Annotated in this window: 25 protein-coding genes; 12 read left to right on the forward strand and 13 right to left on the reverse strand. The window is 76.8% G+C overall.

From position 1 onward, the window contains the following. On the reverse strand, positions 1–753 hold the full coding sequence (locus AB8M62_RS15730; protein ID WP_369052714.1) for a DUF429 domain-containing protein: 753 nt from the start codon (positions 751–753) through the stop codon (positions 1–3). Positions 754–764: 11 nt separating this feature from the next. Next, positions 765–1,742: a DMT family transporter gene (locus AB8M62_RS15735; RefSeq protein ID WP_369070159.1), complete on the reverse strand. Its 978-nt coding sequence runs from the start codon at positions 1,740–1,742 to the stop codon at positions 765–767. A 266-nt stretch (positions 1,743–2,008) separates the two neighbouring features. Between AB8M62_RS15735 and AB8M62_RS15740 the strand changes: the two genes are divergently transcribed. After that, a complete protein-coding gene (locus AB8M62_RS15740) occupies positions 2,009–3,007 on the forward strand; it encodes an NAD(P)/FAD-dependent oxidoreductase (RefSeq protein WP_369070178.1) in 999 nt (332 codons plus the stop codon). Between the two features lie 129 nt (positions 3,008–3,136). Here the strand turns inward: AB8M62_RS15740 and AB8M62_RS15745 are convergent, their stop codons facing one another. The 4 genes from AB8M62_RS15745 to AB8M62_RS15760 form a co-directional block, all read right to left on the reverse strand. Continuing rightward, positions 3,137–4,039, reverse strand: coding sequence for an alpha/beta hydrolase fold domain-containing protein (locus AB8M62_RS15745; protein WP_369070160.1), 903 nt, complete (start codon positions 4,037–4,039; stop codon positions 3,137–3,139). A 56-nt stretch (positions 4,040–4,095) separates the two neighbouring features. Then, complete coding sequence (locus AB8M62_RS15750; RefSeq protein ID WP_369070161.1) at positions 4,096–4,515, reverse strand: PIN domain-containing protein; 420 nt, start codon at positions 4,513–4,515, stop codon at positions 4,096–4,098. Beyond that, positions 4,512–4,802 (reverse strand): type II toxin-antitoxin system VapB family antitoxin, encoded by a 291-nt coding sequence (locus AB8M62_RS15755; RefSeq protein ID WP_369052708.1) that lies wholly within the window; start codon positions 4,800–4,802, stop codon positions 4,512–4,514. Before AB8M62_RS15755 ends, AB8M62_RS15750 begins: the two co-directional genes overlap by 4 nt. A 146-nt stretch (positions 4,803–4,948) precedes the next feature. Next, positions 4,949–5,806: a helix-turn-helix transcriptional regulator gene (locus tag AB8M62_RS15760; protein ID WP_369070162.1), complete on the reverse strand. Its 858-nt coding sequence runs from the start codon at positions 5,804–5,806 to the stop codon at positions 4,949–4,951. Positions 5,807–5,892: 86 nt separating this feature from the next. On the opposite strand from AB8M62_RS15760, the gene AB8M62_RS15765 reads away from it, so the two are divergent. Then, the gene (locus AB8M62_RS15765) at positions 5,893–6,696 is read left to right on the forward strand and encodes an SDR family NAD(P)-dependent oxidoreductase (protein ID WP_369070163.1); all 804 of its coding nucleotides are present in this window, start codon (positions 5,893–5,895) and stop codon (positions 6,694–6,696) included. Positions 6,697–6,733: 37 nt separating this feature from the next. On the opposite strand, the gene AB8M62_RS15770 is transcribed toward AB8M62_RS15765, so the two are convergent. Together AB8M62_RS15770 and AB8M62_RS15775 are read right to left on the reverse strand one after the other, a co-directional pair. Next, positions 6,734–7,738, reverse strand: coding sequence for an SDR family oxidoreductase (locus AB8M62_RS15770; RefSeq protein WP_369070164.1), 1,005 nt, complete (start codon positions 7,736–7,738; stop codon positions 6,734–6,736). A 187-nt stretch (positions 7,739–7,925) separates the two neighbouring features. Continuing rightward, positions 7,926–8,504 (reverse strand): TetR/AcrR family transcriptional regulator, encoded by a 579-nt coding sequence (locus AB8M62_RS15775; protein ID WP_369070165.1) that lies wholly within the window; start codon positions 8,502–8,504, stop codon positions 7,926–7,928. Between the two features lie 143 nt (positions 8,505–8,647). Between AB8M62_RS15775 and AB8M62_RS15780 the strand changes: the two genes are divergently transcribed. Continuing rightward, a complete protein-coding gene (locus AB8M62_RS15780) occupies positions 8,648–9,691 on the forward strand; it encodes an NAD(P)-dependent alcohol dehydrogenase (RefSeq protein ID WP_373694972.1) in 1,044 nt (347 codons plus the stop codon). A gap of 249 nt (positions 9,692–9,940) precedes the next feature. On the opposite strand, the gene AB8M62_RS15785 is transcribed toward AB8M62_RS15780, so the two are convergent. After that, positions 9,941–10,729, reverse strand: coding sequence for an SDR family oxidoreductase (locus tag AB8M62_RS15785; RefSeq protein ID WP_369052698.1), 789 nt, complete (start codon positions 10,727–10,729; stop codon positions 9,941–9,943). 99 nt (positions 10,730–10,828) lie between these two features. Between AB8M62_RS15785 and AB8M62_RS15790 the strand changes: the two genes are divergently transcribed. Then, the gene (locus tag AB8M62_RS15790) at positions 10,829–11,449 is read left to right on the forward strand and encodes a TetR/AcrR family transcriptional regulator (RefSeq protein WP_369052697.1); all 621 of its coding nucleotides are present in this window, start codon (positions 10,829–10,831) and stop codon (positions 11,447–11,449) included. An 18-nt stretch (positions 11,450–11,467) separates the two neighbouring features. On the opposite strand, the gene AB8M62_RS15795 is transcribed toward AB8M62_RS15790, so the two are convergent. The 4 genes from AB8M62_RS15795 to AB8M62_RS15810 form a co-directional block, all read right to left on the reverse strand. Beyond that, entirely contained in the window at positions 11,468–11,641 is a 174-nt protein-coding gene (locus tag AB8M62_RS15795; RefSeq protein WP_369052696.1) for a hypothetical protein, read from the reverse strand. Positions 11,642–11,753: 112 nt separating this feature from the next. Continuing rightward, positions 11,754–12,140, reverse strand: coding sequence for a hypothetical protein (locus tag AB8M62_RS15800; RefSeq protein WP_369070166.1), 387 nt, complete (start codon positions 12,138–12,140; stop codon positions 11,754–11,756). Positions 12,141–12,187: 47 nt separating this feature from the next. Then, positions 12,188–12,574, reverse strand: a complete 387-nt coding sequence (locus AB8M62_RS15805) for a VOC family protein (protein WP_369070167.1) — start codon at positions 12,572–12,574, stop codon at positions 12,188–12,190. After that, positions 12,571–12,948, reverse strand: coding sequence for a glyoxalase superfamily protein (locus AB8M62_RS15810; protein WP_369070168.1), 378 nt, complete (start codon positions 12,946–12,948; stop codon positions 12,571–12,573). Before AB8M62_RS15810 ends, AB8M62_RS15805 begins: the two co-directional genes overlap by 4 nt. A gap of 90 nt (positions 12,949–13,038) precedes the next feature. On the opposite strand from AB8M62_RS15810, the gene AB8M62_RS15815 reads away from it, so the two are divergent. The 8 genes from AB8M62_RS15815 to acs all read left to right on the forward strand — a co-directional run bounded on the left by AB8M62_RS15815 (position 13,039) and on the right by acs (position 22,235). Continuing rightward, positions 13,039–14,061: a helix-turn-helix transcriptional regulator gene (locus AB8M62_RS15815; protein ID WP_369052689.1), complete on the forward strand. Its 1,023-nt coding sequence runs from the start codon at positions 13,039–13,041 to the stop codon at positions 14,059–14,061. 42 nt (positions 14,062–14,103) lie between these two features. Further along, positions 14,104–14,853 (forward strand): YceI family protein, encoded by a 750-nt coding sequence (locus AB8M62_RS15820; protein WP_369070169.1) that lies wholly within the window; start codon positions 14,104–14,106, stop codon positions 14,851–14,853. Between the two features lie 123 nt (positions 14,854–14,976). After that, entirely contained in the window at positions 14,977–16,611 is a 1,635-nt protein-coding gene (locus AB8M62_RS15825) for a SpoIIE family protein phosphatase (protein WP_369070170.1), read from the forward strand. Between the two features lie 83 nt (positions 16,612–16,694). Continuing rightward, positions 16,695–17,234, forward strand: a complete 540-nt coding sequence (gene def, locus AB8M62_RS15830) for a peptide deformylase (RefSeq protein ID WP_369070179.1) — start codon at positions 16,695–16,697, stop codon at positions 17,232–17,234. Further along, a complete protein-coding gene (gene tsaD / locus AB8M62_RS15835) occupies positions 17,231–18,283 on the forward strand; it encodes a tRNA (adenosine(37)-N6)-threonylcarbamoyltransferase complex transferase subunit TsaD (protein ID WP_369052683.1) in 1,053 nt (350 codons plus the stop codon). The genes def and tsaD overlap by 4 nt, the downstream gene beginning before the upstream one ends. Before the next feature lie 195 nt (positions 18,284–18,478). After that, positions 18,479–19,210 carry a tellurium resistance protein gene (locus AB8M62_RS15840; RefSeq protein ID WP_369052681.1) on the forward strand — a complete coding sequence of 244 codons (732 nt, stop codon included), beginning with the start codon at positions 18,479–18,481 and terminating at the stop codon, positions 19,208–19,210. A gap of 13 nt (positions 19,211–19,223) precedes the next feature. Further along, positions 19,224–20,219 carry an EamA family transporter gene (locus AB8M62_RS15845; protein WP_369070171.1) on the forward strand — a complete coding sequence of 332 codons (996 nt, stop codon included), beginning with the start codon at positions 19,224–19,226 and terminating at the stop codon, positions 20,217–20,219. 72 nt (positions 20,220–20,291) lie between these two features. Then, positions 20,292–22,235 carry an acetate--CoA ligase gene (gene acs, locus AB8M62_RS15850; protein WP_369070172.1) on the forward strand — a complete coding sequence of 648 codons (1,944 nt, stop codon included), beginning with the start codon at positions 20,292–20,294 and terminating at the stop codon, positions 22,233–22,235. Positions 22,236–22,357 lie beyond the last annotated feature (122 nt).

Consider the following 22,357-nt stretch of genomic DNA (forward strand, 5'->3'; position numbering starts at 1 on the left):
TCACACCGCGGGGTCCACCAGGTCCTCGACCGGCCCGTCCGGCAGGACGATCCACCCCTCGCGGCGCGCCCGCTCCACCTCGCCGGGTGCGGGGAACGCGCAGCGGCCCAGCGCTGCCGCTCGCGCGGCCAGCGCCGCCACCAGCGCGTCGAGGGCGTCGTCGGAGGCCTCGCACAGCGCCCGGTGGGCGCCGACGTCCAGCCACGGCGTCCGCGCCAGCAGGTCCGCCACCAGCGCCGACCGCGCGGGCGCGCCCTCGCGGCCCTTGTAGCCGCGGTGGGTGAACCCCCACCGGTGCAGGGACGCCGCCGGGTACACCTCGGCGACCACACCCGCGCCCGAGCGGTCCACGGCGACGCCGGCCGCGGCCAGCCGCTCCAGCAAGACCGCGGCCCGCACCGCTGTCAGCCCGATGCGGTCCGTGGACACGCTCAGCGGCACGTACCCGGCGCGGCGCAGCACCCGGTCGGTGTGCCGGTACGCGACCCGGCGGCGCAGTTCGTCGCCGTCCGCGCGGGGGCCGGTGTCGACGTGCTCGGCCAGGCGCCCGGCGGTGTGCGCGGTGACGAACGCGGTGAACTCGTCCGGCCAGCCCAGCGGGCAGTCGATCCCCACCTTGTCGGCGGGCGCGCCCGCGGCCGCCACGACGTCGGCGTCGGTGGCGCCCAGCGCGAGGTGCGCGACCCGCGCCCGGCCCGGCGACCACTCGACGACGGCCAGGCCCGTGCGGGCCGGCTGGGTCGCCAGGTCCACCCCGACCGTGATCACGGGGTCGGGCCGCGACGGGCGGGGGAGGACCTGCGCGTCGTCGCGACGGCGACGCCGGCCAGCGCCAGCGCGCCGCCCAGCAGGGCCAGCGCTGGCGGCGTCTCGCGCAGCACGAGCCAGGACAGGACGACCACGACCGCGGGCACGGCGTACGTCGTCGCCGCGGTGCGCCCGGCGCTGGTGCGCGAGAGCACGTAGCCCCAGGTCGTGAAGGCCACGGCGGTGGGGAACACCCCGAGGTAGACGACGCCCAGGACGGACGACGTGGGCGCGGCCGCGAGCGCCCGCACCAGGCCGGGCGCGAACGGCAGGCACGCCACGGCCCCGGCCGCGCAGCCGACCAGGGTCATCGTCGGCGCGTCCACGTGCCGCAGCAGCCGCTTCTGGGCGGTCGCGGCGCTCCCGTAGACCACCGCGGCCACGAGCCCGAGCAGGACGCCGACCGCGTCGTACCGGCCGGTCGAGGTGGAGGCGGCCACGACCGCGACGCCGAGGAAGGCGACGGCCATCCCCGCGAGCAGCCGGCGGGGGAAGCCCTCGCCGAGCAGGAGGCCGGCGAGCACGGCGGTGACCACCGGGGCGACGTTGACCAGCAGGGCCGCGGTCCCCGCGTCGACGTGGTGCTCCGCGGCGTTGAGCGCGACGTTGTAGACCCCGAACCAGGCCACCCCCCACAGCACGACGCCGATCAGCACCCACCGCGGCGCGTCGCGCAGCCGCCGCCGGGCGTCCGGCCCACCGCCCCGGGTCGCCCGCGCGCGCAGCGCCAGGTGCAGCAGCGCCAGGGCGAGGGTCCCCACGACGACCCGCGCGAGCGTCAGCGGGCCGGGGGCGAAGTCCTCGGCCGCGGCGCGGATGCCCACGAAGGCGGACGCCCACAGCAGGACGGTCACCGAGGCGGCGCCCACGAGGAGGGCGCGCTCGCGCCGGGCCGGGGAGGCCGCGGGCGCGTCGATCAGGTCGGACGGGGTCACGGACCGATCCTGGCGACAGGGGTGGTGCAGCACCAGCGCCGGTCCCACCGGACCGTGCCGTCGGACGGCGGACCGGTCCGGGCGGGCGCCGGCTCCGCACCGGCGTTCCACGTCCAGGCCGGTTTTGCCGGAACCGCAACTCTCCTCGCCGCGAGCGGGAGCGCTCGCGCAGTGTCGACGGTGACGGCCGCGCGGCGGCCGCGCTGGAGACGGAGGAGCAGGCGATGGCGGGGCAGTCCGGTGGGCAGCGGGTCGGCGGACAGCGGATCGGCGAGCAGTACGACGTGGTGGTCGTGGGGGGTGGACCCGCGGGGCTGAGCGCGGCCGTCGCCCTGGCCCGCTCCCGGCGCAGCGTCCTGGTCGTGGACGCCGGGGAGCCCCGCAACGCGACCGCGGGGCACGCCCACAACTACCTCGGGCGCGAGGGCGTGGTGCCGGCGGACCTGCTCGCCGACGGCCGCGCGGAGGCCGTCGCGTACGGGGCGCGGGTGCTGGACGGGCGGGTCGTCTTCGCCGGCCCCGCCGGTCCGCCGGACGGGGGTGACGGTGACGGACGGGGTTTCGACGTCCACGTGCAGGACGGCCCGACCGTCCGCGCGCGCCGGCTGCTCGTCACCACGGGGCTGACCGACCGGCTGCCGGCGCTGCCGGGCCTGGCCGAGCGGTGGGGCCGCGACGTCCTGCACTGCCCCTACTGCCACGGCTGGGAGGTGCGCGACCGGGCGATCGGGGTGCTGGCCGGGCCCGCCGGCGGGATGCACCAGGCGCAGCTGTTCCGCCAGCTCAGCGGCTCGGTGACGCTGTTCACCCACACCGGTCCCGCGCTCACCGCCGAGCAGTCCGAGGTGCTCGCCGCCCGCGGCGTCGACGTCGTCGACGGGGAGGTGGTCGACATCGACGTCGCCGACGACCGGTTGCGCGGGGTGCGGCTGGCCTCCGGGGAGACCGTCCCGCTGGAGGCCCTGGTCGTCGCCCCGTTCTTCGCGGCCAACGCCGACCTGCTCACCGACCTGGGCCTGGAGGTCACCGAGATGCGGATGGGCGACGTCGTCGTCGCCACCCACGTGGCCGCCGACCCCACCGGCGCGACCGCGGTGCCGGGGGTGTGGGTGGCGGGCAACGTCGCCAACCCCATGACCCAGGTCGTGGCCTCGGCCGCGGCCGGTATGACCGCCGGGGCGGCCCTCAACGCCGACCTCGTCGCGGAGGACACCCGGGCGGCGCTCGCGGCCCACCGCGCGCAGCGGGAGGTCGTCCGTGGCTGACGCCGGCGCCGCACCCGTCGCCCCGGCGCGCGACCCGCTGGGCGCCACCGCCGACCGGCCGCCGGGCAGCTGGTGGTCGCCGGACGCGGCGCGGTGGGTCGCGCCGTCCTGACCGGCCGCGGGCCGCCGCTACCCCCGGCAGGCGGCCCGCAGCTCCCGCACCACCGTCCGCGCGGCCGCCCGGCCCGTCCGGGTGGGCACCAGGGGGTGGACGTGGACCTGCCCGACCGCCTCGTGGAACACGACGTCGACACCGCTGCTGCGGGCCTTCTCGACGAGCAGGTGAGCGTCGGGGTTGAGGATGTCGCGGGTCCCGCTGAACACGCTCAGCGGCCCCAGGCCCGCCAGGTCCCCGAACAGCGGGCTCACCGCGGGGTCGGTCAGGGGCAGCTCGCCGCGCCAGGCGTCGGCGAAGAACCGCCCCCCGGGCCGTCCCAGCCACGGGTCCGACGGCTGCACCTCGGGGATCCGCGGGTTGCTCCAGGTCAGGTCCAGCGCCGGGGCGATCAGCAGGACCAGGGGCAGGACGGTCCCCGCGTCGCGCAGCCGCAGCGCCGCGGACAGGGCGATCTGCCCGCCGGCGGAGTCGCCCGCCAGGCACGCCGGCCCGTGCGCGTCGGCGGTGCGCCGCACCAGGTCGACGATCCGCTCACCTACCGGCGCCGCGCTGCCGCGGGGCAGCAGCGGGTAGATCGGGACGACGACCGTGGTGCCCGCCCCGGCGGCGACGTCGGCCGCCAGCTGCCAGTGCTGCGAGGAGATCTCGTTGACCCACCCCCCGCCGTGGACGTAGACGACGCTGCCGACCGGGGCGGATCCCGCGGCCGGGGTGAGCGTGTACACCGGCCACCCCCGGTCGTCGGCGACCTCCACGCGCACGTCGCGGCGCAGCCGCCGCGGGGGCCCGTAGGGGCGGGGCCGCAGGGTCGCCTCGCGCAGCCGCCGCCGCGCGCCCTCGACGGTGGCGTAGGGCCGGTCGGCCCGGCTCAGGCGCAGGTACAGGGGGACCAGCGCGTCGGGGACGTCGACCACGGTGCGCAGCTCCCTCCGGCGGACTCGGTGCTCCGCAGTCTGCCCCCGGTGCCCGGTCAACCTCGATCGGCCGTACCGCGCGGGAGCACCCAGCGCTGCGGCACGCCCGCGTGCTCCTCGATCAGCTCGAAGTCACGGTCGTAGTGCAGCACCGCGGCCTCCTCCACGACCGCGTGAGCCGCGACGAGGACGTCCACCGGCCCCGGCCCGCGGTGCTGCCCCCTGGCGACCAGCCGGCCCTGGATGACCTGCGCAGCGGCGTCGACGTCGCGGGAGCCTTCCAGGACACGCATGGCGGCGGCGAGCATCCGCTGCTGCCGGGCGTGGTCGGCCGCGTCGCGAGCGGAGACCCCCACCTCCAGCAGGGTCGGCACGCAGACGGTCAGCTCGTGGTCAGCGCGCAACCGCTCGACGGTCTCCCGCACGCGGGGCTTGCCGAAGCGCTGGACGACGCTGTTGTCGAGGACGAACTTCACGCACCGCTCCCGTCCGGAGTGTCGCGCGGGGTGAGGTCCTGAGCGTCCTCCTCCAGCCGGGTCCGCTCGTGGGCCAGGTGCTCGCGCTGGGCGTCGAGGTAGGCCTCGGCGGAGAGGCCACCGGCGTCGACGTACTCCCAGAGCTCGGCCCACGCGCGGTCCTTCTCCGCCTTCGCCACGACCGCGCGCAGGGCGGCTTCGACGGTGTCCTTCTTCTGCGTGGTGCCCAGCGCGCCGGCCGCTCGGCCGAGCAGCTCGTCGTCGATGTCGATGTGGGTGTAGGTCACGGGACCTCCCGGTTTGACGTACGTCGATCGTAAGCTCGACGTACGTCAGGAGCGAGCGCGTCCACCGTCCCGGGGTCCGGGCTGGTCGGCCGGACCGTGCGGGAGGTCCTGCCGTCGAGAGGTGCGGTGCGGCTCGTCGCGGGAGGTCAGCCGGTCCGGCCCACCTCGATGCCCGCGGGGCCCGCGGCGTCCAGGAACGCGAGGGCCTCGGCGCTGCGGGAACCCGCCGGCGCGGTGTAGAGCACGAGGTGCTGGTCGCGGTCGGGCAGCAGCAGCGCGTCGCAGTCGACGACCACGTCCCCGACCACCGGGTGCCGGAACGTCTTGGTCAGCGTCGGCGGCGCCTGCACGTCGTGCCGCTGCCACAGGCGGGCGAAGTCGGCGCTGCCCGCGCGCAGCTCCTCGACCAGGCCGGTCACCACCGGGTCGGCGGGGTAGCGGGCCCGCGCCGCCCGCAGCTGCGCGACGGCGTGCAGGCGGAACTCGGCGACGTCGGAGACGCCGTACAGCGGTCCGGACGGTCCGTCCGGCGCCAGGAACGCCGTGCGCGCCAGGTTGCGCCGGTGGGGGGCCGCCCGGTCGAAGTCCTCCATCAGCGCCGCCGCCAGCTCGTTGTGGGCCAGCACCTCGAAGACCGCCGAGAGGACGACGGCGGCCGTCTGCGGCAGCCGCTGCACCAGCGCCAGCACGCTGGGACGCACGTCGCGGCGGTGCAGTCCCGTGCGCAGGGCGGCGGTCCCCGCCAGCAGGTGCAGGTGCTCGGACTCGGCGGCGGTCAGCCGCAGCGCACCGGCGAGACCGGCCAGCACCTCCGCCGAGGGGCGCGGTGCCCGGGCCTGCTCGAGGCGGACGTAGTACTCGGTGGAGATGTGCGCGAGGACGGCGACCTCCTCGCGGCGCAACCCCGGCGTCCTGCGCCGCGACCCCCGCGGCAGGCCCACGTCCTGCGGTTGCAACCGCTCCCGGCGGCTGCGGAGGAACTCGCCCAGCTGCTGCTCGTCCACCCCCGCAGTCTGACCCCGTCGCGGCACCGGATCCTGGTACAGCTCGTGCCTGCCTGAGCTCCGCGGAACGGCGCAGCGTGGGAGCCGTGACGAACACCGACACGAACACCACGACCACCACGACTCCCGCGATCGGCCTGCTGACCGGCAAGGTCGTGCTCATCACCGGTGCCAGCCGAGGCATCGGCGCGGCCGCCGGCGAGCTGTTCGCCCGCGAGGGCGCCGCCGTCGTGCTCGCCGCCCGCAGCACCGCTGACCTGGACCGCCTCGCGGCCCGGATCCGCGACGGTGGCGGCCGGGCCGACACCGTCGCCCTCGACCTGGCCGACCCCGCCAGCGTCCGCGCCGCCGTCGACCGCGCGGAGCAGCTGCACGGGCGCCTCGACGGGGCGTTCAACAACGGCGCGACGATCCAGCGCCCCGGGCCGCTGGAGAGCACCAGCGAGGCGGAGATCGACGAGCAGTTCGCCGTGAACTTCCGCGCGCACTGGACCGCCATGACGGCTGAGGCCGCGCTCATGCGCCGCAGCGCCGGGGGTGGCGCGATCGTCAACACCTCCAGCATCGGCAGCCGCCGCGCGAACCCCGCCCTGCCCGCCTACGGGGCGATGAAGCGCGCGCTGAACAGCCTCACCGAGACCGCCGCCGTCACCTGGGGCCCGCACGGCGTCAGGGTCAACGCCGTCACCCCGGGCGGTACCGCGACGCGGATGATCGAGGAGTGGGAGGCGGCCGCGCCCGGCGTCACCGACCGGATCACCGCCACCGTCCCGCTGGGGCGGATGGCCGAACCACGGGAGGTCGCCGAGGTGGCCGCCTGGCTGCTCAGCGACCGGGCCTCGATGGTGACCGGGGCGATCGTGCCGGTCGACGGGGGCGCCGGGGCGTGAGCCGGCGGGTGGTCGCTCCCGGGACGAGCCGGCTCGGTCAGGCGAGGGCCCCGGGAGCGGACCCGGGAGCGGACCCGGGAGCGGACCCGGACGCGGCCGCGCCGGCCGCCGGGAACGAGACCCCGGTGAGGTCCTCGGACACGCCCCAGATGCGCGCGGCGTCCTCGGCGCTGCGCAGCGGCCGGTACAGCGCCTCCTCGGCCGGGGGGCCGCTGACGTGCCCGAACCCGCTGGGCCCGTACATCCGCCCGGGGCGGGCGTCGGGGGAGGTGGCGGCGAGCAGCGCGGGCAGCAGCGCTGTCTCGACCGTGCCGGTCAGGCCGATCCGGGACATGAGGCTGATGAGGCGCCGGCCGCCGGTGTCCCGCGCGCGCCCGACCTCCGGGCGCGCGGCGAGCAGGTTCGTGGGGGCGACGCCGGGGTGGGACAGGTTGCTGGTGATGCCCCACCCGGCCGCTCGCGAGCGCCGCTCCAGCTCCAGGCCGAACAGCCCGAAGGCGATCTTGGAGTGGCTGTAGGCGCGCTGGCCGTCGTAGGAGCGCCGCCAGTTCGGGTCGTCCCAGTTGATGCTCCCCGACCGCGCGGCGATGCTGATCTGCGAGGTGACGCGGGCCTTCCCGGCGCTCAGCAGCGGCAGCAGGTGCGCCACGAGCGCGAAGTGGCCCAGGTGGTTGGTGCCGAACTGCAGCTCGAAACCGTCGGTGGTGGACCGCCGTTCCGGCGGGGTCATCACGCCCGCGTTGTTCACCAGCAGGTGCAGCGGGCGGCCCTCCTCGCGCAGCGTCGCCCCGAGCGCGGCGACGGAGGCGAGCGAGGACAGGTCCAGCTCGCGCAGCGAGACCCGCGCGCCGGGCACGCGGCGGCGGACCTCGGCGATCGCGGCCTCGCCCTTGCGGGGGTTGCGCACGGGCAGGACGAGCTCGGCGCCGGCCGCGGCGAGGCGGGCGGCCAGGGCCAGGCCGACCCCGTCGCTCGCGCCGGTGACCACGGCGGTCTTCCCGGTCAGGTCGGGGACGGTGATGTCGGAGCGGGTGCGAGGCACGGTGTCTCCCGGGGGGTCTCGGGCCCGGTCCCGCCTCCCCGGCTCCCTCGGCGGGGGCCGGCGGGTGTGGCGGCCGGTGGTCGTCGCACCCGCCGTCCGGCGGGTGCGTGCGACCGAGCCTGCCCGCTGCGCCCGGGCGCAACCACGGCCTGACGGACCGTGGCTGGGGGATCCGCGGGTGCGGGGCTCAGCCCGCCGGCGCGACGGCGCGGCGCACGGCGGCCGCCAGCGCGGCCTTCCGCCGCTCGTGCACCACGGCGGGCTCGTCCGCGCCGGCCGCCACCAGCACGCTGGCCGGGCTCCACGCCATGGCCATGGCCACGACGAGGGAGAGGACGTCGGCGGGGTCGAGGCCGGGGTCGACGTGCCCGTCCCGCTGCGCCGCGGCGATGACGGCCACCTTGGGCGCGCTGTGGTCGACGCCGTCCGCGAACAGGTCCCCGCCGGCGCCGTGGCGCTCCAGCCGCGACCAGGTGCCCAGGCGCACGGCCCGCGGGTGCTCCAGGTACGCGTCGTACAGGGCGGTGGCGTAGCCGGGCAGGTCGGCCCCGTCCAGGGGGGCGGCGTTGACGATGAGCTCGAAGTGCTCGGCCAGCACGGCGTCGAACAGGCCGTCCTTGCTGCCGAAGAAGCCGTACATCTGCGCCTTGTTCGACCTCGCCGCCGCCGCGATGCGGTCCACGCGGGCACCGGCGATGCCGTGGGCCGCGAACTCCTCGGTCGCGGCGTCGAGGAGCCGCCGCCGGGTCGCCGCCGCGTCTCGCACGCGGTCAGGTTACCGGCGACCGACCGGTCGGTTGCTCCGGCGGCGGGCGGTCGCTATGTTAGCTACCAACCAGTTGGTAGCGAGCAGTCCCCGCGACGCTGCGACTGCACACGAATCCCCACCAGAACCCCAGGAGCCGCCACGTGCGCACCGTGACCGCCTACCAGGCCACCGCCCCCGGCGGTGCCCTGCGACCGACCCGGACCACCCGCCGCGACCTGCGGCCGGACGACGTCGCCGTCCGCGTCACCCACTGCGGCGTCTGCCACTCCGACCTGCACGCCCTGCACGACCCCGCCGGCGTGTTCCCCCTCGTGCCCGGCCACGAGTTCGTCGGTGACGTCGTCGAGGTCGGCTCCGCCGTGCGGGACTTCGCCGTCGGCGACCCCGTCGCGGTCGGCAACATCGTCGACTCCTGCGGCACGTGCGAGATGTGCCGCGCGGACCAGGAGAACTACTGCCGGGAGTTCCCGACGCTCACCTACGGCGGCCGCGACCGCCGCGACGGTTCGACCACCCTCGGCGCCTACGCGGGCGGGTACGTGGTGCGCGACCGGTTCGTGCACCACCGGCCCGCCCACCTCGACCCCGCCGGTGTCGCGCCGCTGCTGTGCGCGGGGATCACCGTGTGGGAACCGTTGCGGCGCTGGGGCGCCGGGCCGGGCACCCGCGTCGGCGTCGTCGGCCTGGGCGGGCTGGGGCACCTGGCCGTCAAGCTCGCCGCGGCCCTGGGGGCGCACGTCACCGTCTTCACCACCTCGGCCGCGAAGGCCGGCGACGCCGCGCGGCTCGGCGCCCACCGCAGCGTCGTGTCCACCGACGCCGCGGCGATGGGCGACGCCGAGGGCTCGTGCGACCTGGTGCTGGACTGCGTCCCGGCGCCGCACGACCTCGCCCCGTACCTGCGGGTGCTCGCGCTGGACGGGACCCTGTGCTCGCTGGGCCACCTCGGCCCGGTGACCGTCGAGACCACCGACCTGCTGATCGGCCGCAAGTCGCTGGCCTCGGCCGGCAGCGGCGGGCTCCGGTGGACCCGGGACCTGCTGGAGTTCGCCGGCCGGCACGGCGTCACCGCCGACGTGGAGGTGCTGCCCTCCGCGCAGGTCGGCACCGCCCTGCGGCGCCTGGCCGACGGCGACGTCCGCTACCGGTTCGTCCTGGACCTCTCGGACGTGCACGACGCGTGAACCCCGCGCGGACGGCGTCCTTCGAGTGGACGACGGTCCGCGGGTTCACCAGGACGTCGGCGCACCGGTCCCGCCGCGCCGGGGTGCTCGAGAGGTACAGCTCGTCGCCGGCCCGGTGGAACCAGGTCCCGATGCGCCGGGCGCCCGGAACGCGCACCCGTCGTCGTGAGGTCGATCGTGCGCGCGCGGGCGCTGGAGCGACGGTCGAGGGCCAGGGCCGCCCGGACCGCCTCGCGGTCGGGGCGGGCGTCAGGCACCGGTCGCCTCCGCCTGCAGCGCCGGCCCCAGCAGCAGACCGCCGTCGACGACGATCTCGGCCCCGGTGACGAAGCTCGCCTCCCGCGAGGTCAGCCACAGCAGCACGTCGGTGACCTCCCGGGGTTCCGCCAGGCGCGGCACGGCGAGGGCGTCGGGGGAGAAGGCGTCGGCGATGACGACGTCGGACCCGGGGACCGGCTGTTGGACGAACGGGGTGGAGACGACGCCCGGGTGCACGGAGTTCACGCGGACGCCGTCGCGGCCCAGTTCCAGGGCCGCGGTCCGGGTCAGCCCGCGCACGGCCCACTTGGCGGCGGTGTAGGGCGCGAACAGGGCGGTGCCGGTGTCCGCCATCGTGGAGACGACGTCGACGACGCTCCCGCCGCCCGCGCGGCGCAGCGACGGGGCCACCGCCCGGATCCCCAGGAACGTGCCGGTGGTGTTGACCGCGAGCGCGCGCGACCAGTCCGCGAGGTCGGTGTCCTCGATCGTGGCGGGCGGCGTCTGCAGCCCGGCGTTGTTGACCAGGACCGTGACCGGCCCGAACACCTCTTCAGCGGTCGCGACCGCGCGCGCCCAGTCGGCGGGATCGGTGACGTCGAGGTGGACGAAGGCGGCGCGCTCGCCCAGCTCGGCGGCCAGGGCCCGTCCCTCGGCGTCGCGGCGGCCGGCGACCACGACGCGGCCGCCCTCGGCGTGGTAGCCGCGGACGTGGGACGAGCCCATGCCGCCGGTGGCTCCGGTGACGAGGACGATGTCCTCGGTGTACCGCTGGTGCATCGGTTCCTCCTCTGAGGTGAGTCAGTCGACTCACCTCACACGAGGATGCGCCCCCCGATGAGGTGAGTCAAGCGACTCACCTTTCGGTACCCTCGGTGCGTGCCCGGTACGTCCTCGTTCCACCAGCGGGTCGCCGCCGACAAGCGGGCCGCGATCCTCACCACCGCCAGGACGCTGTTCGGCGACCAGGGGTTCGCCCGCACCTCCCTCGCGCAGGTCGCGGCCGCGGCGCAGGTCTCCAAGGCCACCCTGTTCAAGCAGTTCCCGACCAAGGACGCCCTGTTCGACGCGATCGTCGAGGAGGTCTGGGCGCCCCGGGTGCACCTGACCGACGACCTCGACCCCGCCGATCCGGCCACGGGCCTGCGCGCGGTGGGTGCGGTGTACGCGGAGCTGCTGGGCCGGCCGGACACCGCCGGGCTCTTCCGCCTCGTCATCGCCGAGGCGCCCTCGTCCCCCGACCTCGGGCGCCGGCAGTTCGACCTCGGCAAGCTGCCGTTCTTCGACGAGGTGCGCCGCTACCTGCGGGCCGCCGCCGAGGCCGGTTCGCTGCACGTGCCGGACCCGACCACGGCGACGACCCAGTTCCTCGGGATGATCTCGAACTTCGTGCTGTGGCCCCGGATGTTCCTCGTCGACTGGAACCCCTCGGACGCCGCCGTCGCCCACGAGGTCGAGGAGGCCGTGCTGACCGTGCTCGCCCGCTACGGCGCGCGGTAGCCGCCCCTGACCCCGCTGTCAGCCTTCGCGGCCGTGGCGGTTCCGCCGGGCGTGCAGCCGTCGCAGCTGCCGCAGCCCCCAACGCTCGCCGGCCTCACCGGCCTCCTGTCGGCTCGGCAGCAGCCACCAGCTCAGGAGCACCAGCGGTAGGCCCACCGCCCACACCCACGGTTCGCCGAGCCCGTCCAGCACGTGCACCTCCTCCTCGGGTCTTCCTCGGGTCGGGACCGCAGCTTGCACCGGCCCGCCCGGGTCGGCCACCGCGCGACGGCCCGGCCACCCGGTGGCGCCGGCGCACCACCGGTCACGACGGGTCGCTGATCTCCTCCGCGTCCGGGAACTCCTCCACGCCGTCGTCGTCCAGCGGCGCGAGTTCCAGGTAGCTGAGCCGGTCCTCGTCGACGAACAGCAGCAGCAGCGCCCCGGGCGCCGACGCCTCCAGCACGACGCGCCCGTCGCCGGCCGCCGGGGTGCGCCCGGCCGCGTCGGTCAGCTCGACCGAGGGGCAGGAACCGCACCCGCAGCGGCGCCCGGCGAACGTCCCCGGCACCTGCGCCAGCCACCGGGCGCGGTCCTCGCCGGTGACGGTGCGCTCGTCGTCGACGCTCGTGCCGCGCTCCAGCAGCGCTGTGAGGGCCCCGCGCTCGCGGGCGGTCAGCGGCCGGGGCGGGGCGGGGGACGCCGTCGTCACGGGGCCATCCTCCCGCCGCACCCGCCGCAGGAGCGAGCCCTGCGGCCTCACCCCGGCGGCCGGTGGCAGACCGCCTCGGCGTTGTTCCCGTCCGCGTCGCGCACGAACACCGCGTAGTAGTGCTCGTGGTGCTCCGGCCACAGCCGCGGCGCGTGCAGGACCTCCGCGCCCGCGCCGAGCGCCGCCGCGTGCACGGCGTCGACGGCCCCGCGCGTCGGTGCGCCCAGCGCCAGGTGCACCGGCCGCGAGCCGTGCCCCTCGGCCGGTGCGCACCACAGGTCCGGTCCTCCGCCCGGCCCGGCCAGCCCCACGACCGGGCCGGCGGGGGTGGGGATCCGCACCGCCTCGCGCACCCCCAGCGGCGCGAACACCCGCAGCCAGAACTCCGCGGAGGCCGCCGGGTCGGTGCACGGCAGGCCGATGTGGTCGATCACCGCGACCCCTCCCGCGGCAGTTCCTGCAGCGCCCACGCGTTGCCGTCGGGGTCGGCGAAGAACACGAACCGGCCCCACGGCTGCTCGTCCACCTCCGTGCACGCCACGCCGCGGCCCACCAGGTCCGCGCGCGCCGCGCCGACGTCCGCGACGACGCACTGCACGCCCTTCTGCGACCCCGGCGGCATCGTGCCGGTGAACGAGTCCAGCATGATCGAGCAGGCCGACCCCGGCGGGGTGACCTGCACGAAGCGGGTGGCGTCGTCGACCCGCACGTCGTGGTCCAGCGCGAACCCGCACCCCTCGACGTAGAACGCGATCGCGCGGTCGACGTCGGTGACGGGCACGGTCAGCAGTTCGATCCTCACGTCCACGGTGGCCTCCTCGCCGCTCCTCCTGGTGACCCCGACGCTAGGAGCCCAACAGGACAGCTCGTGTCCTGCTGCGCTGCCAGGATCGGGACCGTGTCCGGGACCACCGCGAGGGCGCTGGAACTGCTCGGCCTGCTGCAGACCCACCGGCAGTGGACGGGCCCCGAGCTCGCCCGCCGCCTCGGCGTCACCGAGCGCACCCTGCGCCGCGACGTCGAGCGCCTGCGCGCGCTCGGCTACCGCGTCACCGCCGCGCGCGGCGCCGCCGGCGGGTACCGGCTGGAGGCCGGCGGCGGCGTGCCGCCCCTGCTGCTCACCGACGCCGAGGCCGTCACCGTCGCGGTCGGCCTGCGCGCGGCCGCCACCCAGGGCCTCGCCGACGGGGAGCACACGACCGCCTCCGCGCTGGCGAAGTTCGAGCAGGTCCTGCCGCCGGTGCTGCGCCGGCGCGTCAACGCCCTGGCCGAGCACCTGCAGCCGGCCGGACCGCGCGGGCGGCCCGTGCCCACCGACCTGCTCAGCCGCCTCGCCCTGGCCTGCCGCGACCACGAGCGGGTGCGCTTCCGCTACGTCTCCGGCGCCGGGCGGGAGACCCGCCGCCACGTCGAGCCGCACGCCCTCGTCGCCGAGGCGCGGCACTGGTTCCTCGTCGCCCACGACCTCGACCGCGACGCCTGGCGCACCTTCCGCCTCGACCGCGCCGGCGCCCTGGAGCCCACGGGGGTGCGGTTCGCGCCGCGCCCGCTGCCGGCCGCCGGCGCCGCCGAGCTCGTCGCGCGCGCCGTCTCCGGCGCCGACCGGGCCCGCGTGCACGCCGACGTCCACCTCGACCTGCCGCTGGAGCGGGCGCGCGCCCGCTTCGGCTGGTGGCTGCGCGACGCCGTCGACGACGGCGCGGGCGGCACCCGCTGGCCGCTCGCCGTCGAGCACCCCGAGCAGGTGGCCGCCGCCCTGCTGTGGATCCCCGAGGACGTGCCCCACCGGCTGTCCGCGCCGCCCGAGGTGCGCGCGGCCGTGGCGCGCGCGGCCCGGCGCCTGCTCGCCCACGCCGAGCCGCCCGGTCGGCCCGGCCCGCCGGACGGGCCCGGCGAACCCGGAGGGCGCCCGCGCCGTTGACCCCGCGGGAGCCGCGACCGGCGGCGCGCGGGGGGAGGCACGGTGGCGCAGCAGCAGCAGCAGGAGCAGCAGCGGGGGACGGGACGCCGTCGCCGGCGCTGGCCGTGGGTGGTCGCCGCGCTCGCCGTCCTCGCCCTCGCCGGGGCGGCCCTGGCCGTCTTCGCCGGCCCCGCCCTCTACGCGCGGTTCGTCGCCGGGGAGCCCGACGCCCAGCTCGCCCCCGCCACCGCCCCCACCGCCACGGCGACCGCCCCCGCCGCCGACGCCCGGCTCGACGGCACCTGGACCGTCGCCCCCGGCAGCCTCGCCGGGTACCGCGTCGACGAGGTCCTCGACGGGCGCGACATCACCGTCACCGGCCGCACCGAGCAGGTCGACGGCGAGCTGACCGTCGGCGGCGGCGAGCTGACCGGCGCCGTCCTCACCGTGGACCTGGCGAGCGTGGCCACCGACTCCGGCAGCCGCGACCAGTACTTCCGCAGCTCCGTCGTCGACGTCGCCGCCCACCCCGACGCCGTCTTCACCCTCACCGCCCCCGCACCCCTCGGCGGCCTGGAGGAGACCGGCGCGGCCGTGACCGTCGAGCTGACCGGCACCGTGTCGCTGAACGGCGAGACCCGCCCCGTCACCGTCCCCGCGGCCGTCGAGCGCACCGGCGAGGACGCCGTCACCGTGACCGGAGCCGTGCCCGTGACCTGGACGGACTTCGGCGTCACCCCGCCCGACCTCGGCTTCGTGGCCGTCGCCGGCGACGGCGAGCTGGAGTTCTCCGTCCTCGCCGCCCGCGGCTGACGCGCCCGCCCCCGCGCCCGCGCGCCGCCCGCCCGCTGTCCCCCGGTCGCGGGCCGGTCGCGGGACGGCGGCGAAGCGCGCGATCACCTGCGCCGCGCTCCGACCGTCCCTAAGGTCGCTCCCGTGGCAGCCGGAGCAGCGGTCGACCCGCTCCTCCTGCGGGCGTGGCAGGAGGTGTCCGAGGGCATCGTCGTCCTCGACGCCGAGCACCGCTGGGAGGTGCTGCACGTCAACGCGACCGGCGCCCGGCTGCTGGAGCTGCCCGTCGAGGACGTCGTGGGGCGCCCCTTCGCCGACCTCTTCCCCGACGCGGGCGGCGCCGGCTGGCGCGCCGCGCTGGCCCGCACCCGCGAGACCGAGGACCTCGTCACCTGGACCGGGCAGGTGCCCGGCCGCGAGCTGTGGTTCACCGCCCGCGCCCAGCGCGTCGACGGCAAGGTGCTGTGCGCCTTCCGCGACGTCACCGAGCAGCACCGCGTCGAGGTCGAGCGCGACGAGCTGCTGCGCACCACCCAGGAGGGCCTGGAGCACACCCGCCGCCTGCTGCGCCTGTCGCAGGCGCTGACCGCCACCGAGACCCTGCAGGACGTCGCCGACGCCGTCGTCGACGTCGCCCGCCGCGAGTTCGGCGCCGCCTACGCCGCGCTGTCCGTCGTCGACCACGAGCGCGGCCTGCTGCGCACCCCGTTCTCCGGCGAGTACGCCGAGGGCGCCGTCGAGCAGTGGACCGACCTGCCCCTGGACGGGCCCGGCCCCGGCACCCTGGCCCTGCGCACCGGCCGGCCCCGCTTCGACGACGCCGCCACCCTGCACGCCGAGTTCCCCGAGCTGGCGCACCGCTGGCGCGCCGCGGACGTGCGCTACGTCGTCACCGTGCCCCTGTTCGCCCGCGACACCTCCGTGGGCCTGCTGACCATGGTCTGGCACGAGGACCTCGCGCTCGACGAGAACGAGCGCGCCCTCCTCGTCGCGCTGGCCGCCGGCGCCACCCAGGCGCTGCAGCGCGCCCAGCTGCTGGCCGAGCACACCCGCACCGCGCGGACCCTGCAGCGGGCCATGCTCACCCGCAGCCTGCCGCAGCCGGACCACCTGGAGGTCATCGCCCGCTACGTCGCCGCCGGCGGCGGGCAGGTCGGCGGCGACTGGTACGACGTCCTCCTGCTGCCCACCGGCAGCACGCTGACCGTCATCGGCGACGTCGCCGGCCACGACGTGCGCGCCGCCGCGGCCATGGGGCAGCTGCGCATCGCGCTGCGGGCGCTCGCGGTGGACCGCGACGACGGCCCGGCCGCCCTGCTGACCCGCCTGGAGGGCGTCGTCACCTCCCTGGGCGACGAGCAGCTGCTGGCCAGCTGCCTCGTCGGGCGCGTCGAGCAGCGCCGCGACGACCTCGACCGCTCGCTGCGCTGGTTCCGCTGGGCCAACGCCGGTCACCCGCCGCCGCTGCTCGTGCAGGCCGACGGGCGCACCCGGCTGCTGACCTCCCCGCCGGAGCTGATCGTCGGCACCGGCGCCGGCCTGGAGCGCACCGACCACCTCGCGCCCGTGCCCGCCGGCTCCACGCTCCTGCTCTACACCGACGGCCTCGTCGAGCGCCGCCGCGGCGACCTGGACGCCGGGCTGCAGCGGCTGCGGGCCGTCGGCGGGGTCCTGGCACACCCCGACCTGGCCGCCGGCCTCGACGCGCTGCTGGCCGAGCTGGGCACCGACGGCGACGACGTGGCCGTGCTCGCCGTCCGCTTCCACCCCCAGGACTGAGCACCACCCGCCCGCCTACGATCGACGCCGTGGCGGACGAGGACCAGCACCAGCACGACGGCGGGCCGGGGGAGCGGGAGCCCGTGGTCTTCGAGGGCCGCACCGGCGCGGTGCACCCCGTCACCACCTACGGCACGCCCGTCCTCCACCGCCGCTGCCGCCCCGTGACCGCCTTCGACGACGACCTCGTGCAGCTGGTCGCCGACATGTTCGCCTCGATGGCCGCCGCCGACGGCGTGGGCCTGGCCGCCAACCAGATCGGCGTCGACGCCGCCGTCTTCGTCGTCGACTGCCCCGACGACGAGACGGAGACCACCGGCCGCAACGTCGTCGCCCACGTCGTCAACCCCGTCCTGCACCTGCCCACCGGCCGGCGCCGCCGCCTGGACGTGGACGGGGAGGGGTGCCTGTCCGTGCCCGGCGAGTACGCCGAGCTGGGCCGCCCCGACAGCGCCCGCGTCACCGGCGTCGACGTGCACGGGAACCCCGTGGAGATCGTCGGCACCGGGCTGCTGGCCCGCTGCCTGCAGCACGAGAGCGACCACCTCGAGGGCGTCGTGTACGTGGACCGCCTGCCCGCCGGGCAGCGCCAGGAGATCCTCGCCGCCGCGGGGCTGGCGTGAGCGCCCCCGTCGTCCTGGGCGTGGAGACGTCCTGCGACGAGACCGGCGTCGGGCTGGTCAGCGACGGCGTCCTGCTCGGCGACGCGCTCGCCTCCAGCATGGACGCGCACGCCCGCTTCGGCGGCGTCGTGCCCGAGGTCGCCGCCCGCGCCCACCTGGAGTCGATGGTTCCCGTCGTGCGGCAGGCGCTGGAGGCGGCCTCGCTGGACCTGGCGGACGTCGACGCCGTCGCGGTGACCGCCGGGCCGGGGCTGTCCACGGCCGTGCAGGTCGGGCTGGCGGCCGCCAAGGCCCTCGCGTTCGCGATCGACCGGCCCCTGTACGGGGTGCACCACCTCGCCGGGCACGCGGCCGTCGACGTCCTGGAGCACGGGCCGCTGCCGGCGCGCTGCGTGGCGCTCGTCGTCTCCGGCGGGCACACGTCGCTGCTGCTGCTGGGCGACCTGGCCCGCGACCCCGTCGTGCACCTGGGCGACACCACCGACGACGCGGCCGGGGAGGCGTTCGACAAGGTCGCCCGCGTGCTGGGCCTGGCCTACCCGGGCGGGCCCGCGATCGACGCCGCCGCCCGCGACGGCGACCCGCGCGCCATCGCCTTCCCGCGCGCGCTCTCGCGCCCCTCCGACCCGCCGTACGCGTTCTCCTTCTCGGGCCTGAAGACGGCCGTGGCGCGCTGGGTGGAGGCCCGCGCCGACGCCGGCGGCGAGGTGCCCGTGGCCGACGTGGCCGCCTCCTTCCAGGAGGCCGTGGCCGACGTGCTGACCCGCAAGGCGCTGGCGGCCTGCCACGAGCACCGCGTCGACGCGCTGCTGCTGGTGGGCGGGGTGGCGGCCAACTCGCGGGTGCGGGCCCTCGCGGAGGAGCGCTGCGCCGCGGCCGGGATCCAGCTGCGGGTGCCGCGCCCGCGGCTGTGCACGGACAACGGCGCGATGATCGCCGCCGTCGGGGACCTGCTCGTGCGCGGCGGCGCCCCCGCCTCGGGCCTGGACCTGGCCGCCGACCCCTCGGCCCCGCTGACCGGCGCCCTGCTCGCCGGCCCCTGGACCTGAGCCCGGTCGGCTTCCTCCGCTCCTCCCCAGCGGTGATCATGGATGGGTGAACGCTCACCCTTCCATGACCACCGCGGAGGCAGGGGGTGGGGCGGGGCGGTGGTGCACGGGCGCCTGGGGCACGCTGGGGAGCGCGCGGGCGTTGCCCGTGCGCGGACCGGGCGGACCGGTCGCGGACGGACAGCTGGAGGCAGCGTGCCCATCGACTACACCAAGCGGCCCGGACAGCCCGCGGACAGCGCCCCGGCGAGCCCGCCCGCCGGCGCTCCCGCCGGCGGGGTGAACCTCAGCAAGGTCACGCTGACGAAGGCCGCGCCGCGCGTCTCGCTGACCAAGGCCGGCTCCACCGGCGGCACCCTGCGCGTCCACCTCGCGTGGAACGCCCGCCCCGGCCAGGCGCCCGCCCCCGCCGGCGGCGGCTTCCTCGCCAAGCTCAAGCAGGCCGCCACCGGTGCCGCGGGCGACGGCGCGATCGACCTCGACCTCGGCGCCCTGTACGAGCTCGCCGACGGCTCCAAGGGCGTCGTGCAGGCCCTCGGCAACGCCTTCCGCGACCGCGGCACCGGCGACCCGCTGGTGTGGCTGGACGGCGACGACCGGCGCGGCGGCGGCGGGGAGAACCTGTACGTCGACCTGCGCGACCCCTCCCGGATCAAGCGCGTCCTCGTCTTCGCGTTCATCTACGAGGGCGTGCCGAACTGGGCGGCCGCCGACGGCGTCGTCACCCTGCACCCCGCCCAGGGCCCCGAGGTCGAGGTGCGCCTGGACGAGCACGACGACCGCTCCCCGATGTGCGCCATCGCCCAGCTCGTCTCCGACGGGCGCGAGGTGTCCGTGCAGCGCGAGGTGCGCTACGTCCAGGGCGGGCAGCAGGCCCTCGACGAGGCCTACGGCTGGGGCATGCGCTGGCGCACCGGGCGCAAGTGACCCGCTCCTCCCGGTGAGCGCCGGCTCCACCACCGGCTCGGAGGGCGTGGCGACCGGCCGCGGCGACGCGGGCGCGGTCGTCATGGTCCTGGGCGCCGCGGCGTCCGTGCAGGTGGGCGCCGGCGTGGCCGCGCAGCTGTTCCCGCTGGTCGGGGCGAGCGGGGCCACGGCGCTGCGCCTGGTCTGCGCGGCGCTCGTCATGGCGCTCCTCGTCCGCCCGCGGGTGCGCACGTGGACGCGGCGGCAGTGGCTGCTGTCCGCGGCGTTCGGCGTGAGCCTGGCCGCGATGAACTCCGCCTTCTACGCCGCCATCGCCCGGGTCCCGCTCGGGGTGGCGGTCACGTGCGAGTTCCTCGGGCCGCTGGCGCTGGCGGCCGTCCTGACCCGCCGCGCCCGCGACCTGCTGTGGGTGGTGCTGGCGCTGGCCGGGGTCGTCGCGCTCGGCCTGGGCGGCGACGGCGCCGGCGGGCGCCTGGACCCCCTCGGCGTCGCGCTGGCCCTGGTGGCCGGCGGGTTCTGGGCCGCCTACGTGCTGCTCAGCGCCCGCGTGGGAGCGGCCGTGCCCGGCCAGGGCGGCCTCGCCGTCGCCAGCGTCGTGGCCGCCGTCCTCGTCGCCCCGGCGGGTGCGGCCGGCGCCGGCGCGGACCTGCTGCACGTCCACGTCCTGCTGCTGGGCGTGGTCGTCGCGCTCGCCTCCTCCGTCGTGCCCTACTCCCTGGAGCTGGTGGCGCTGCGCCGCCTGCCTGAGCGCACCTTCGGCGTGCTGCTGAGCCTGGAACCCGCGCTGGCCGCGCTCGTGGGCTTCCTGCTGCTGTCGCAGGCGCTGCCGGCCACCTCGGTCGCGGCGATCGCGGTCGTCGTCGTCGCCAGCGCCGGCTCCACCCTCACGGCGCGCTCGCGGCCCCGCCCGGACCGCGGGACCGCGGACGCGACGGGCACCGCCGCTGTGGCGGGCGCCACACCGGTGCCGCCACCCGGTGCCACGTGCGCGCGACGGGACCCGGACTAACCTCCTGCACGAGCCGACGGCGGCGCCGGTGCCGCGTCGGCAGGACCAGCCCGACCGCCGAAGGAGACGTCGATGACGACCACCGAGGGTCCGAGCCAGCCGGCGCCCGTCGCCCCCGACCCGCAGTTCGCCGCCGAGGCCGTCGCCGGGGCCGACCTGTACGAGGCCGCGGCCGCCGACCGGCTCGCCTTCTGGGCCCAGCAGGCGCGCACCGCCCTGGACTGGGACACCGACTTCACCGACGTCCTCGACTGGTCCGGCGCCCCGTTCGCGAAGTGGTTCGTCGGCGGCAAGCTCAACGTGGCCGTCAACTGCGTCGACCGGCACGTCGCCGCCGGCAACGGCGACCGCGTCGCGCTGCACTTCGAGGGCGAGCCGGGGGACCGGCGCACCGTCACCTACGCCCAGCTGCAGGAGGACGTCTCGCGCGCCGCGAACGCGCTGACCGCCCTGGGCGTGCGGGCCGGGGACCGGGTGGCGGTCTACCTGCCGATGCTCGTCGAGTCCGTCGTGGCGATGCTCGCCTGCGCGCGCATCGGCGCCCCGCACTCCGTCGTCTTCGGCGGCTTCTCCGCCGACGCCCTGCACTCGCGCATCAACGACGCCGAGGCGAAGGTCGTCATCACCTGCGACGGCTCCTACCGGCGGGGCAAGCCCACCACCCTCAAGCCCGCCGTCGACGCGGCGATCGCCAAGGGCTGCCCGAGCGTCACGAACGTCCTCGTCGTGCGGCGCAACGGCGAGCAGGTCGACTGGACCGACGGCCGCGACGTGTGGTGGCACGAGGCCCTGGAGGCCGCCAGCCCCGAGCACACCGCCGAGGCGTTCGACAGCGAGCACCCGCTGTTCATCCTCTACACCTCCGGCACCACCGGGAAGCCCAAGGGGATCCTGCACACCTCCGGCGGCTACCTGACCCAGACCGCGTACACGACGCGCGCGGTGTTCGACCTGCGCCCCGAGCGGGACGTGTACTGGTGCACCGCCGACATCGGCTGGGTCACCGGGCACAGCTACGTCACCTACGGCCCGCTGGCCAACGGCGCCACCCAGGTCATCTACGAGGGCACCCCCGACACCCCCGACAAGGACCGCTGGTGGTCGCTCGTCGAGGAGTACGGCGTGACGATCCTCTACACGGCGCCCACCGCCATCCGCACGTGCATGAAGTGGGGCGAGGAGTACCCCCAGCGGCACGACCTGTCCTCGCTGCGGGTGCTGGGCAGCGTCGGGGAGAACATCAACCCCGAGGCGTGGAGCTGGTACCGGCGCGTCATCGGCTCCGGGCGCACCCCCATCGTCGACACGTGGTGGCAGACCGAGACCGGCGGTCACATGATCGCCCCGCTGCCGGGCGTCACCACCCTCAAGGCCGGGTCGGCGCAGGTGCCGGTGCCGGGGATCGTCGCCGAGGTCGTCGACGACGCCGGCGAGCCCGTCGCCCACGGGCAGGCCGGCTACCTGGTGCTGCCGGAGCCGTGGCCGTCGATGCTGCGCGGCATCTGGGGCGACGAGCAGCGCTACAAGGACACCTACTGGTCGCGCTTCCCCGGCAAGTACTTCGCCGGCGACGGCGCCAAGCGCGACGAGGACGGCGACATCTGGCTGCTGGGCCGCGTCGACGACGTCATGAACGTCTCCGGCCACCGGCTCTCGACCGCGGAGATCGAGTCGGCGCTGGTGTCGCACCCGGACGTCGCCGAGGCGGCCGTCGTCGGCGCCAGCGACGAGACGACCGGGCAGTCCGTCGTCGCGTTCGTCATCCTGCGCGGCGGCCACGAGGAGACGCCGGACACCGTCGCGGACCTGCGCGCGCACGTCGGCAAGGAGATCGGGCCGATCGCCAAGCCCAAGTCGATCCTCGTCGTGGCGGAGCTGCCCAAGACCCGCTCCGGCAAGATCATGCGCCGGCTGCTGCGCGACGTCGCCGAGAACCGCGAGCCGGGCGACGTCACGACGCTGACGGACTCCTCGGTGATGGACTCCATCCGCTCCGGGATGACGTCCGCCGACTGACCGCCCCGCCCCGCTCCGCCCCCCCACCCCGCCCGCTCCACCCCGCCCGCTCGACCCCTCCGTGATCACGACGGAGGAGGGGAGGGGAGGAGGCGGGGAGGGTCGGGCACACGGTCTGCACC

Origin of the sequence: Kineococcus terrestris (assembly GCF_041020755.1) — a bacterium.
Taxonomy (GTDB): Bacteria; Actinomycetota; Actinomycetes; order Actinomycetales; family Kineococcaceae; genus Kineococcus; species Kineococcus terrestris.

What these genes read in the sequence shown, in the direction of transcription:
- AB8M62_RS15785 (WP_369052698.1), bottom strand. Translation starts at nt 10,729, where the DNA reads ATGCACCAGCGGTACACCGAGGACATCGTCCTCGTCACCGGAGCCACC.
- acs (WP_369070172.1), top strand. Translation starts at nt 20,292, where the DNA reads ATGACGACCACCGAGGGTCCGAGCCAGCCGGCGCCCGTCGCCCCCGAC.